The 12,053-nt window shown below is 71.0% G+C and carries 10 protein-coding genes; 6 read left to right on the top strand and 4 right to left on the bottom strand.

Going from position 1 to position 12,053, the window contains the following annotated elements; translation table 11 throughout:
• Nucleotides 1–3: 3 nt before the first annotated feature.
• Nucleotides 4–1,023: an SGNH/GDSL hydrolase family protein gene (locus G8A07_RS02960; protein WP_195795638.1), complete on the bottom strand. Its 1,020-nt coding sequence runs from the start codon at nucleotides 1,021–1,023 to the stop codon at nucleotides 4–6.
• 152 nt (nucleotides 1,024–1,175) lie between these two features.
• Between G8A07_RS02960 and G8A07_RS02965 the strand changes: the two genes are divergently transcribed.
• From G8A07_RS02965 to G8A07_RS02985, 5 genes are all read left to right on the top strand, one after another.
• Nucleotides 1,176–3,059: an ATP-binding cassette domain-containing protein gene (locus G8A07_RS02965; protein ID WP_195795639.1), complete on the top strand. Its 1,884-nt coding sequence runs from the start codon at nucleotides 1,176–1,178 to the stop codon at nucleotides 3,057–3,059.
• A gap of 70 nt (nucleotides 3,060–3,129) precedes the next feature.
• On the top strand, nucleotides 3,130–4,806 hold the full coding sequence (locus G8A07_RS02970; protein WP_195795640.1) for an FAD-dependent oxidoreductase: 1,677 nt from the start codon (nucleotides 3,130–3,132) through the stop codon (nucleotides 4,804–4,806).
• 63 nt (nucleotides 4,807–4,869) lie between these two features.
• Entirely contained in the window at nucleotides 4,870–6,423 is a 1,554-nt protein-coding gene (locus G8A07_RS02975) for a diguanylate cyclase (RefSeq protein ID WP_195795641.1), read from the top strand.
• An 80-nt stretch (nucleotides 6,424–6,503) separates the two neighbouring features.
• Nucleotides 6,504–7,244, top strand: a complete 741-nt coding sequence (locus tag G8A07_RS02980) for a LysM domain-containing protein (RefSeq protein ID WP_195795642.1) — start codon at nucleotides 6,504–6,506, stop codon at nucleotides 7,242–7,244.
• Nucleotides 7,241–7,666, top strand: a complete 426-nt coding sequence (locus G8A07_RS02985) for a lysozyme inhibitor LprI family protein (protein WP_195795643.1) — start codon at nucleotides 7,241–7,243, stop codon at nucleotides 7,664–7,666. Before G8A07_RS02980 ends, G8A07_RS02985 begins: the two co-directional genes overlap by 4 nt.
• A 4-nt stretch (nucleotides 7,667–7,670) precedes the next feature.
• Here the strand turns inward: G8A07_RS02985 and G8A07_RS02990 are convergent, their stop codons facing one another.
• The 3 genes from G8A07_RS02990 to G8A07_RS03000 are packed head-to-tail and all read right to left on the bottom strand — an operon-like array spanning nucleotide 7,671 to nucleotide 10,552.
• Nucleotides 7,671–9,110 (bottom strand): PLP-dependent aminotransferase family protein, encoded by a 1,440-nt coding sequence (locus G8A07_RS02990; protein ID WP_195795644.1) that lies wholly within the window; start codon nucleotides 9,108–9,110, stop codon nucleotides 7,671–7,673.
• A 32-nt stretch (nucleotides 9,111–9,142) separates the two neighbouring features.
• Nucleotides 9,143–9,676 carry a hypothetical protein gene (locus G8A07_RS02995; RefSeq protein WP_195795645.1) on the bottom strand — a complete coding sequence of 178 codons (534 nt, stop codon included), beginning with the start codon at nucleotides 9,674–9,676 and terminating at the stop codon, nucleotides 9,143–9,145.
• 42 nt (nucleotides 9,677–9,718) lie between these two features.
• Nucleotides 9,719–10,552: a DUF6502 family protein gene (locus tag G8A07_RS03000; protein ID WP_195795646.1), complete on the bottom strand. Its 834-nt coding sequence runs from the start codon at nucleotides 10,550–10,552 to the stop codon at nucleotides 9,719–9,721.
• A gap of 148 nt (nucleotides 10,553–10,700) precedes the next feature.
• Here G8A07_RS03000 and G8A07_RS03005 point away from each other — a divergent pair, with 148 nt between their 5' ends.
• On the top strand, nucleotides 10,701–12,014 hold the full coding sequence (locus G8A07_RS03005; protein WP_195795647.1) for a hypothetical protein: 1,314 nt from the start codon (nucleotides 10,701–10,703) through the stop codon (nucleotides 12,012–12,014).
• Nucleotides 12,015–12,053 lie beyond the last annotated feature (39 nt).

Consider the following 12,053-nt stretch of genomic DNA (forward strand, 5'->3'; position numbering starts at 1 on the left):
GGCTCAGGCGCGGGCGGTGACCCGGCGGCGGTACAGCGCCAGCCCGCCCAGGCCCAGGGCCCACAGCGCGACGCTGGCCGGCTCCGGCACGGCCAGCGCGTACATCGCGTCGGCCAGCTTGGCATGCGCCAGCGTCGTGGGGTGGATCGAATCGTAGTACAGCGAGGTCGCCGGGTTGCAGCCCAGGGTCGGGGCGCCGCAGGCGTCGACCAGATTGCTGAAACCGGAGGCCGGGCCCTGGTCCACGATCTGGTTCAGCAGGCCGTAGATGTCGAAGGTCTGCACGCCCTCGCCGGCCAGGCGCGAGGCCAGGGCCGAGTTCATCATCTGCGAGAAGCTGGTCGCCAGGCCCGCGGCGCCGGCGCCGTAGCTGCGCGCCAGCGGCGTATGACCAAAGTTTGGCGTGTTCCAGACGATGATGCGGCGCGCGCCGGCGGCCTGCAGGCCGTCGACGATCTGGCCGATGTCGCGCGCATAGTCGCCGGCCAGCTTCGCACCCTCGGTGGCCGCATCGGCCCCGCCCAGCACCGCGTCCATCGAGGCGCGCACATTGTTGCCGCCGCTCGCCACCACATAGAGTGCGTTCGGGTCGGCCACGCCGCCGGTGTTGCCCAGGAACATGCCCAGCTGGGTGTTCAGCGCGTAGGGGAAACCGTTGGGCAGGCCGTTGCCGGGGTTGTGGGGGCCGGGCTTGCTGGTCTCGGAGCCGCCGAAGGCGTAGTTGCTGCCGCCCCGCAGCGAGGGCGTGGCCGACAGGCCCAGGCGCGGGGCCAGGTATTGCGTCCAGACCTGGCCGTTGCTGTAGGTGCCGCTGCCGAAATAGGGGCTGGTGGAGAAGTCGCGGTTGCCGGCCAGCACGCGGTTCGGATCGGGGGGCACGAGCACCGCGTTGTTGCCGCTGTCCGACAGGCTGTCGCCGAAGACAACGAGATTGGAATAGGCCTGGGCCTGCAGGGCGGCCGTGGCCAGCAGCAGGCCGCCGAGCAGGCGCGCGCAGGCATGGGTGGTAGACGGGGTCTTCATCGACTGGTTTCTCCCTGGATATCGGATGGCCGGCGGCGGTGGCACGGCATGACGCTGTTTGTTGCGTCGCAGCAAGCATTCCGAGTCACCCCTAGCTTGTCAACCCGGGACTGCGGGGATAGCCAAGTCGGCGGTCGGAGACAATCGCGCCCATGGCAGTCCTTTCCCTTACCAATGCCCATCTCGCCTTCGGCCATGTGCCGCTGCTGGACGGAGCCAATTTCGCCCTCGAAACCGGCGAGCGCGTCGGCCTGATCGGCCGCAACGGCACCGGCAAGTCCTCCTTGCTGAAGATCCTGGCCGGCATCGAGAAGCTGGACGACGGCCTGCTGCAGCTGCAGCAGGGCCTGACCACGGTCTATGTGCCGCAGGAGCCGCTGCTGCGGCCCGAGGCGACGATCTTCGAGGTGGTCAGCGAGGGCGTGGCCGAGGCCAAGAGCCTGCGCGAGCGCTACGAGCGCCACGACGAGAACGACGACCTGGCCTGGGTGCAGGAGCGCATCGAGCAGATCGGTGCCTGGAACTGGGAGCAGCGCGTCGACGAGACCCTGCACCGCCTGGGCCTGGACGGCGAGCGCGTCGTCGGCGCCCTGTCCGGCGGCCTGAAGAAGCGGGTGGCGCTGGCGCGCGCGCTGGTGGCGCAGCCGGACGTGCTGCTGCTGGACGAGCCGACCAACCACCTGGACCTGGACGCGATCCGCTGGCTGGAGGAGCTGTTGAACAGCTTCAAGGGCTCGCTGCTGCTGATCACCCACGACCGCGCCTTCCTGGACAACGTCGCCAACCGCATCGTCGAGCTGGACCGCGGGCAGCTGCGCGGCTATCCGGGCAACTTCGCCGCCTTCCAGGCCGCCAAGGCCTATGAGCTGGAGAACGAGGCGCTGGCGAATGCCCGCTTCGACAAGCTGCTGGCCCAGGAAGAGGTATGGATCCGCAAGGGCGTCGAGGCGCGCCGCACCCGCTCGGTGGCGCGCGTGCAGCGCCTGCAGGAGATGCGCTCGGCCCATGCGGCGCGGCGCGATGTGCAGGGCAAGGTGCGGCTGGACATCGACACCGGCGGCGCCAGCGGCAAGATCGTCGCGGAGCTTGAGAACGTCTCCAAGAGCTATGGCGAGCGCAGCATCGTGCGCGACTTCACGGCCACCATCCTGCGCGGCGACAAGGTCGGCCTGGTCGGCTCCAATGGCGCCGGCAAGACCACCTTGCTGAAGATGATCCTCGGTGAGCTGCAGCCCGATAGCGGCGAGGTGCGCCAGGGCAGCAAGATGACGGTGGCCTATTTCGACCAGATGCGCGACACCCTGAAGCTGGACGCGACCCTGGCCGACACCATCAGCCCCGGCAGCGAATGGATCGAGATCGGCACCCAGAAGAAGCATGTCAAGAGCTATCTGGGCGATTTCCTGTTCTCGCCGGCGCGCGCCAATTCGCCGGTCTCCAGCCTCTCCGGCGGCGAGCGCAACCGCCTGCTGCTGGCGCGCCTGTTCGCGCGGCCGGCCAATGTGCTGGTGCTGGACGAGCCGACCAACGACCTGGACATCGAGACCCTGGAGCTGCTGGAGGAACTGCTGGCCGACTACGACGGTACGGTGTTCCTGGTCAGCCATGACCGGCGCTTCCTCGACAACGTGGTCACCAGCACCATCGTCAACGAGGGCGACGGCCGCTGGCGCGAATACGAGGGCGGCATCGAGGACTGGTTGATCCAGTCCAAGCGCGCCGCGGCCATCCAGGAGAAGGCGCGTCAGGCGGCCCCGGCACCGACTCCTGCGCCCGCCCCCGCCCCGGCGCCGGCTCCCGTGGTCGCCAGCATGAAGAAAAAGCTCAGCTACAAGGAGCAGCGCGAGCTGGACGAGCTGCCCGGCCGCATGGCGGCGCTGGAGGCCGAGCAGACCCAGCTCAATGCGCTCCTGAACGGCACCGAGCTCTACACCCAGGGCGCGGCCCGCATCGCCGAGGTGACCGAGCGCGCCGGCGTGATCGAGGCCGAACTGCTGGAGCTACTGGAGCGCTGGGAGCTGCTGGAGGCAAAGTAAGAAGGCAAATAAACCGGCGCGCCGGCGCCGGCTGAACAACAATGGGCCGGTCTCCACCCCGCGAGCCCCCATGAGCCAGGAATCCGCCGAGCAGATGCGTGCCGAGAGGCAGCATCAGATGTTCTTTGACCTGAAGCCGGCCGAGATCGCGCGCATCGCGCGTTTCGGCACGCCGCAGACCTGGCCGCGCGGCGAGCTGCTGCTGCGCGCCGGCGAGCGCGGGCCCGGCATGATGGTGATCCTGGCGGGCCGGGTGCGCATCAGCCAGCGCAACGGCCTGGGCCAGGTGCTGCCGATCATCGAGCATGGGCCGGGCCAGTTCCTCGGCGAGGTGGGGCAGCTGTCCGGCGCCGCCGCGATGGTCGATGCCGAGGCGCTGGAGGATGTCGAGGCCCTCCTGATCACGTCCGAGCAGCTGCGCGCGCTGATCATCGGCGAGGCCGACCTGGGCGAGCGCATCACCCGCGCGCTGATCCTGCGCCGCGTCGGCCTGATCGAGGCCGGCGCCAGCGGTCCGGTGCTGATCGGCCGGCCCGATGCGCCCCAGGTGCTGCGCCTGCAGGCCTTCCTGCGCCGCAACGGTCAGCCGCACCAGCAGATGCAGGCCGGCGCCTGCGCCTGCACCGCGACTCTCTTGGATCAGTACGGCGCGGCGCCCGAGGACGTGACCGTGATCTGCCCCAACGGCGCGGTGCTGGTGAACCCGAGCGAGGGCCAGCTGGCGCGCTGCATCGGCATGCTGGATGCGCGCGAGCGCGAAGAGCTGTTCGACCTGATCATCGTCGGCGCCGGCCCGGCCGGGCTGGCGGCGGCGGTCTATGCGGCCTCCGAGGGGCTGAGCGTGGTGGTGCTGGACTGCCGGCATTTCGGCGGCCAGGCCGGCGCCAGCGCCCGCATCGAGAACTACCTGGGCTTCCCGACCGGCATTTCCGGCATGGCGCTGGCCGGCCGCGCCTTCGTGCAGGCGCAGAAGTTCGGCGCCGAGGTGATGATCCCGGTGGAGGTGCGCTCGCTGGACTGCAGCCGCGCCGGCCCCGGCGGCGAGCTGCGGGTCGAGCTGGCCGACGGTCGCTGGCTGCGCGGGCGCAGCGTGGTGATCGCCAGCGGCGCGCGCTACCGCCGCCCCGAGGTGCCGCGCCTGGCCGAGTTCGAGGGCCGCGGCATCTGGTACTGGGCCTCGGCGGTGGAGGCCAAGCTCTGCGCCCAGTCCGAGGTGGCCCTGGTCGGCGGCGGCAACTCGGCCGGCCAGGCCGCGGTCTATCTGTCCGGCCATGCGGAGAAGGTCTATATGCTGGTGCGCGGGCCGGACCTGGCGGCCAGCATGTCGCGCTACCTGATCGACCGCATCGCCCACACGCCCAATATCGAACTGCTGACCCATACCGAGCTGTCCAGCCTGCGCGGCGAACGCGCCGGCGGCCTGACCGGCGCCACCTGGCGCGACCGGCGCGACGGCCGCGAATGGGATTGCGACACCCGCAACCTGTTCCTGTTCGTCGGCGCCGAGCCGGAGACGCGCTGGCTGGAGGGCTGCGGCGTCGCGGTCGATGCCCAGGGTTTCGTCTGCACCGGGCCGGCCGCCGAACCCCAGGCCGGCGCCTATCTGCCCGGGCCGCTGGAGACCAGCGTGCCGGGCGTGTTCGCGGTCGGCGATGTGCGCTCGGGGTCCGTCAAGCGGGTCGGCGGCGCGATCGGCGAGGGCGCCGCGGCCGTGGCCTCGATCCATCGCTATCTGGCCGGGTTCTGAGCGCCGCCTGACCGGGGATTTTGTTGCCCCCGGGCGGGCGCGAGTCGGGTAGATTGCCTGACCATGGGTCTGCGTGCCAAGGTCGTGCTCTGCGTGCTGCTGCTGTCCACGGTGCTGGGCGGCCTGGCGCTGTGGCTGCTGCATGCCAGCGTCGAGCAGAGCCATCTGGAGCTGGAGCAGCGCGCCGCGCGCGAGGACATCACGCGATTGCTGCAGACCCTGGACGACGAGCTGGCGCTGCGCGACCGCGTGCTGCGCGAATGGAGCCTGTGGCCGGACTTCTACCAGTTCTCCGAGGACGGCAATGCGCTGTTCGCCGCGCGCAACCTGAACCCGCAGGCGGTGGCCAATTCGAGCCTGAACTGGCTGGGCCTCTACGACCGCGAGGGCCGGCTGCTGCGTAGCATCGGCGTGCCGGGCCAGGCGATCGAGCTGCGCCTGCCGGAGGACTTCACGCCGGCGATCCGCCTGGCGCTGGCGCGCCCCGCCACCGATGCCAGCCTGCCCTGCGGGCTGGCGCGGGTGCGGCGCGACCTGATGATGGTGTGCCGCCGCCCGCTGCTGGACGGGCTGAGCGGTGCGCCGGCGCGCGGCACGGTGGCGATCGCCGAATGGCTGAGTCCGGCGGTGGTGCTGGGCGTGGCGCGGCGCAGCGGGCTGGACGCGCGGCTGCGCCTCTTGGCGCCCGGCGAACAGCTGCCCGGCGAGCCGATGGCGCTGGACCTGCGCGCCCAGACCGGCAGCGGCGCGGTGATGGTCGTGACCCAGCCCGAGCGCCTGCTGATCCACTGGCCGCTGCGCGACCTGGCCGGCGAGGCGGTCGCGGTGCTGGAGCTGCGCTGGCCGCGCCACATCCTGCAGCGCGGCCACGAACTGCTGGGCCGGGTCTCCTGGGTGATGCTGGGGCTGGCCCTGGTCCTGACCCTGGGCCTGGTGCTGGCGGCGGACCGGTTGCTGGTCGGGCGGCTGGTGCGGCTGCGCCGCGAGATGGCGGCGATCCGCGACCAGCGCCAGTGGAACCGGCAGGTCACGGTGCAGGGCCATGACGAGATCACCGAGCTGGCCGGCGGCGCCAACCATCTGCTGGGCGTGATCGCCTCCCAGGTGCATGTGCTGGAGCGCCTGTCGCAGACCGACGAGCTGACCGGGCTGGCGAATCGCCGCTGCTTCGGCGATCGGCTCGAACAGGCCACGCGCCAGCGCCAGCGCCGCGGCGAGGCGCTGACCCTGCTGCTGCTGGACGTCGACCATTTCAAGGCCTACAACGACCGTTACGGCCACCAGCGCGGCGACGTCGCGCTGCAGGCGGTGGCGGCCTGCCTGGCCGGCGCCGCGCGCCGCCCCACCGACCTGGCCGCGCGCCTGGGCGGCGAGGAGTTCGCGCTGCTGTTGCAGAGCACCGACCTGGAGGGGGCACGCCATTGCGCCGCCGAGATTCGCGCCGCGCTGGCCGCCCGCGCGCTGGCCCATGAGGCCGGCGGCCCCGAGGGCCGGCTGACCCTCAGCATGGGCCTGGCCGAGGCCCGCCCCGGCGAGACGCCCGACAGCCTGTATCAGCGTGCCGATGCGGCGCTGTATCGGGCCAAGGCGGCGGGGCGGGATGGGGTGGCGGAATAGCGAGTGTTGGTTGCGGATGACCAAAGTGACTCGCAGAGGTCTGCTCCGAGCGACGACAGTCCGGGCAGAAAGGTACTGGTATGACGCAACCCAATTCCCCCGGCGATGGTTTCGAGAAGTGGAAGAACGGCTTCGCGAATGAGGCCGACGATCCCAAGTGGCACCAATGGGACTGCGCGGTGCAGCTGGCGGCCGACGAGTTCAACCGGCATCTGGGTGGTGTCGAGGGCTATGTGCCGCTCGACTGGCTGATCGTCAAATCCATGCTTTGGGTCGAATCGGGCGCGGGCAGTGCGGAATGGAACCGGCGGGTCATGCAGATCGGCGTCGAAGGGGATCCCGGGCTCAGTTCCCTGCTGTCGGGCAAGGAGGGCGGCGAGCTGGTCCTACCGGCAGCTTTGAAGAATCGTTTGACGGCGGGATCGGTCCGCACGCAGCCGGTGGAGAACATCCGGGCGGGGATCGGCTACCTGCTGATGAAGCTAGCCAGATACGATCACCGTGAGCTGATGTCCCAGGATGCCCAGGTGTACAGCGTGACGGTCAAGCCGGGCGACAGCCTTGACAAGATCGCACGCGCGCATGGAACGACCGTGGAGACGCTGAAGCGCTTGAATCCTGGTGCTGCCGTCCTGCGGCCCGAGCAGGTCTTGAAGTATCAGAAGGTGGCGATCAAGAAGATGATCGTCGGCTGGCGGCCGCTCAACTCGACCACGATTGCCACGCTGTACAACGGCGGGGGCGATCCCAACTATGCGCGGAAGCTGGATTTCACGCTGGACCTGGTTCGAAAGATAGGTGCGACCACATGCGCGCAATGAGTTTCCTGTTCTTTGCTTGGGCGGCGGCCGTGATGCCTGCCGCCCAGGCTTCCCCCGACCTGCCGCCCACCGAGCGCCAGCTCCGTGAGGCCTGCTCCTTCGATGCGGCGGGCGTGCGCGAATGCCTGCAGAAACGGCTGGCGGACAGCGAGACGACGCTGCGCAGCGCGGAGGTCGCGCTGAAGGAGCGTCTCTCCACGTGGGATGTCGAGCCCAAGTACGCGGCGCTGGCGAAGAACCGGGCGACCGAGGCGGCGTCCAGCTTTGCGCGCTACCGCAAGGTCCAGTGCGGGTTCTCGGCCTCCCTGGGTGGCAGCGCCATCGGCAATGCGCTGGAGATGCGGCGCCTGGCTTGCGCTGCCGAGCTGAATCTGCAGCGCGCCCAGGCGCTGCGCGCCGCGGCCGCCGAGCTGGCGCCTTAGTTCATCACAGCATCTTGCGCCTCGCCGTCTCCAGCAGGCGCCAGAAGCGCGCGTCCTGGCCGGTCGCGAAGTTGATGCGCATGCGGGTGCCGGCCTGGCGGCTGGCGGAGAACAGCAGGCCCGGCGCGATCAGCCAGCCCTCGTCGAGCAGGCGCTGGGCCAGGCGCTCGGTGTCGACGCCGGTGTCGACCCAGCCGAACAGGCCCTGCGGCGGCGTCACGAAGGGGCAGCCGGCCTCCTCGGACAGGCGCACGACGCGGCTGCGCGCGGCGTCGAGCCGGGCGGTCACGCGCTCGGCATGGCGGCGCAGCTGGCCCTGCTCGAGGCAGATCGCCACCGCGCGGTCCAGCAGCGGGCTGGTGGTCAGGGTGGACAGCAGCTTCAGCTCGGTCAGCTTGGCGATGCGCTCGGCGCTGGCCGCCAGGTAGCCGACGCGCCAGGCCGGGGTCAGGATCTTCGAGAAGCCGGAGACATAGAGCGTGCGCTTCAGCCCGTCCAGCGCCGACAGGCGCGGCGCATGGTTGGGCGCGAACAGCGCGTAGGTGTCGTCCTCGACGATCAGGAAGTCGGCGGCCTCGGCCAGCTTCAGGATCTCGTGCGCATGGGCCAGCGAGAGGCTGTTGCCGGTCGGGTTGTGCAGCACCGAGACGGTGACATACATGCGCGGGCGGTGCTGCTCGACCAGCTGGCGCATCACCGCCAGGTCCGGGCCGTCGGCGCCGCGCGGCACCGGCAGCAGGCGCATGCCGGCCTGGGTCAGGCGCGCGTACTCGATCGCCCAGCCGGGATCGTCGACCAGCACCGCGTCGCCGGGGGCGAGCAGGCAGCGCGTGATCAGGTCCAGGCCATGGGTGGCGCCGACCGTGCTGATGATCTGCTCCGGCGCGGCCGCGATGCCCAGGTCGGACAGGCGCTGCGCCAGCGCCGCGCGCAGGCGCGGGTCGCCGCCCGGGTGACCGTACTGCAGCGCCAGCTGTTCCTTGCCCTCGCTCTGCGCCAGCACCTTGCGCATCGCGCTCTGCAGCATGGGCAGATCCAGCCATTCGGTCGGCAGGGTGCCCAGGCCCGGCGCCAGGCGCGCATAGGCCTGGAACATGCTGCGGATCAGCGCGGTGGCGTCCAGCGGCGCCGGGCGCTGCGTGGGGGCCGGCGCGGCGGCGGCGCTGCGGCCGGCGCGGGGCGGGTTCTTGGGCTCGCGCACGAAGAAGCCGCGCTGCTTGCGCGCCTCCAGCAGCCCGGCGGCCAGCAGCTGGTCGTAGGCCGCGACCACGGTGTAGGGGCTGACGCCATGGTGCTTGGCGCATTCGCGCACCGAGGGCAGGCGCGCGCCGGGCAGCAGCAGGCGCTGCTGGATGCGGTCGGCAAAGCGCTGGGCCAGCTGCTGGGCCAGCGGCGTGCTGGAGCCGCGCGAGAGGGCGAACGAGGACGAGGCCGCGGGGTTCATGCGGCCCAGTGTATCGGTGCTGTACCGGTGCGTCAGCAGGGCCGCAGGGTGCCGCCGCTGCCGCCGGCCGGCACCCGCTGCAGCAGCAGCGGGCCCAGCAGCAGCCGGCCGTCGGAGGATGCATGCACCTCGATCATCAGCCCGTTGCCATCGGCCGTGCTGCGCACCAGCAGGCTGCTGTTGTAGGGCACGACCTGCTTGTTCTCGCTGAAGGCGCCGAAGTAGGCAAAGGCGCCATTGCCGAGCTGGCCCCAGTCGCCCTCGAAGCTGCGGCGCGGGCAGCCGCCCTGCAGCAGCACGCCGTTGGCGTCGAAGGTGACCACATAGTCGGCGGCCGGCACGCTGCCGACGCTGGCGAACACCACCTTGTTGGTGCCGGGGTGGCGGGTGTCGGCGGCGGAGCTGGGCGGCGGCGGCTGGCAGGCCAGCCGTTCGGCCCAGCCGCTGGCGCAGACCGCCGAGGGGTTGGCGCCGGCCAGCGACAGGTAGTCGGGCTGCTCATGGCCTGTGCCGGTGCCGCCGGTGCCGGGGCCGCAGCCGGCCAGCGAGAGCAGGGCAGCCAGCAAGGCGCCTGCGATCAGAAGAGGTCGTCGGGCAGTCATCGCGTTTCAGTCCTGGTCTTGCGAGTAGAAGTACACGCCGAAGCGGGCGCGCTGGTTGCGTTGTTCCGGTGTCGCGTCGCGGGCATCCGCGTCGAAACGGGTCTGGGCCTCGTGCATCACGGTCTTGAAGGCCTGGCGCCAGGCCTGCTGCGCCACCTTGTGCAGGCGCTCGGCCGAGTCTTGGGTGATCTCGTCGACGAAGATCGACTGCTCGAGGAAGTTGTGCCCGCCCTGCAGGTTCAGGCTGGCGGCGGCGGCATGGTCGTGCAGATTGGCGGAGAACAGCCAGCCCATCTCCTCCAGGCCCTGGCGCGGCGCGAAGCCATCGGCCTGCAGCTCGACGCGGCCGTCCGCGTCCTGCGTCACCGCGCCCAGGCGCAGCAGCTCGTCCAGCACCGCGCGCGGCCGCACATCCTGGCTCACCGCGGCCACCAGCTTGTCGAAGCCTCCGGCCTCGCCGCCACGCGGCAGCGCGCGCGGCGCGCCGGCCTCATCCAGGTATTCGGCCTCGTGCAGCCAGCGCGCCACCACCTGCGCGGCCAGGCCCAGCGGCGGTTCTTCTTCTTCCTCGGCCTGCGCCGGCCGGGCCTCGGCGGGCGGGCGGCTCAGGGTGCGCACATCGCGGCGATGCACGCCCGACAGCAGGCTCAGGGCGCTGTCGGTCTGTGGCATGTCGCGCTCCTGCAGCTCCTGCCGCGCCGCGGCCAGGAACTCGGTCTTCAGGGCCTGGGCGAACGCCGGATAGCTGACGCCATGGCGGATCAGCAGACGTGCCAGCGGGCGCATGACGCGCAGCACGCAGTCAAGCACGAGGGTGGCGGAGGTCTTGTGGCTGCTCATCGCGCGGAGGATAGCGACAGGTCGGTGGGCCCCCTCATCGCGGGGGTGGGTGTATTGACGGCAGGGTTGATGGCGTGGGATATTTTCCCACATCACATAAATCGCTGTCATCACCTGGTCCGAGGGAGTCAAAAAAATGAGGGGAAAAATGGAGCGCGGCCAACGCTTGGCGTTGCTGGCCGTGGTGGCGGGCGTCATGGCGGCCGGCTGCGGCGGGGGGCAGCGGGATTACGAGGACGATGAGGAGGAGATGCTGCGCCTGAGCGGCACCGCCGCCACCGGCCTGGCGCTGGCCAATGCCCAGGTCAGCGCCAAATGCCGCCAGGGCAGCGGCAATGCCCTGACCCTGGCCGACGGCAGCTACCGGCTCGACATCCGCGGCGGCGGCCTGCCCTGCGTGCTGCAGGTGACGGCGGCCGGTGGCGAGCTGCCGTTGTTGCACACGCTGGCGCTGGGCGAGGGGCGCCGCGTGGTGGCGAACCTGACGCCGCTGACCGAGATGGTGACGGTGCGGGTGGCGCGCGGCGAGGCGGCCGGCTATTTCGCCCGTTTCGATGCCAGCGCTGGTGCCAAGCTGAACCGCGACCGGCTGAATGCCGCCCAGGCCGATGTGCGCAGCCTGCTGGCCGGCACGGTCGACCTGCGGCCCCTGGGCGACCTGCTGGCCACGCCGCTGCAGGCCGCGACGACGACCGCCCCGAGCGGCGGCGACGCGCAGGACAAGCTGCTGGACGAGATCAACAAGCGCCTGAGCCGCGAGCGCCGCACCCAGATGCTGGCGGCGCTGGGCAGCGGCGCGGTGCCGGCCGATCCCGATGCCTCGCCCTTCGTGCCCACGCTGAAAGTGGAGCCGCGCGAACTGGTGCTGGAGTCCGGCGCGACGCGGGTGCTGCTGGCCGACCTGAACTATGCGAAGGGCGCCGCGCCGCTGCGCCAGCCGGTCAACTGGAAGCTGCTGGAGGCCGACGGCGGCAAGGTCGACGCGGTCAGCGGCTTCTACGAGGCACCGAGCAAGGCCGGCACCTACCGGGTGCGCGCGACGCGCGAGGACCATCCGAGCGTCAACGCGGTGGTGACCATCAACGTCCAGCCCTTTCGCACCCTCGAACAGGCGGGGCTTTCGAGCGTTCTGGTGGCGCAGAACCTGGTGATCCGCGACGCCACGGCCTGGAGCTCGCTGTGGGCCCAGCATGTGCAGGGCCGCACGCCGGCGCCGGCGCTGCCGGCGGTCAACTTCGCCAACGAGATGGTGCTGGCGGTGTTCGCCGGGCAGAAGCCCAGCGCCTGCGACGGCGTGAGCATCCTCGAGGCGCGCCAGGCGGGCAACAAGCTGCAGGTGCTGTTCCGCGAGCAGCCGGGCGCGGCCGCGGCGACCTGCGCGGCCCAGCTCGGCGCGCCGGTGCATCTGGTGCGCCTGCCGCGCAGCAACCTGACGGTGGAATTTCAGCGCAAAAGTCCCTGAGCCGCCGCATGGCTGTCGCCATGTGCTGGTCGGCGGGCC

This window comes from Roseateles sp. DAIF2 (assembly GCF_015624425.1).
Taxonomy (GTDB): domain Bacteria; phylum Pseudomonadota; class Gammaproteobacteria; order Burkholderiales; family Burkholderiaceae_C; genus Kinneretia.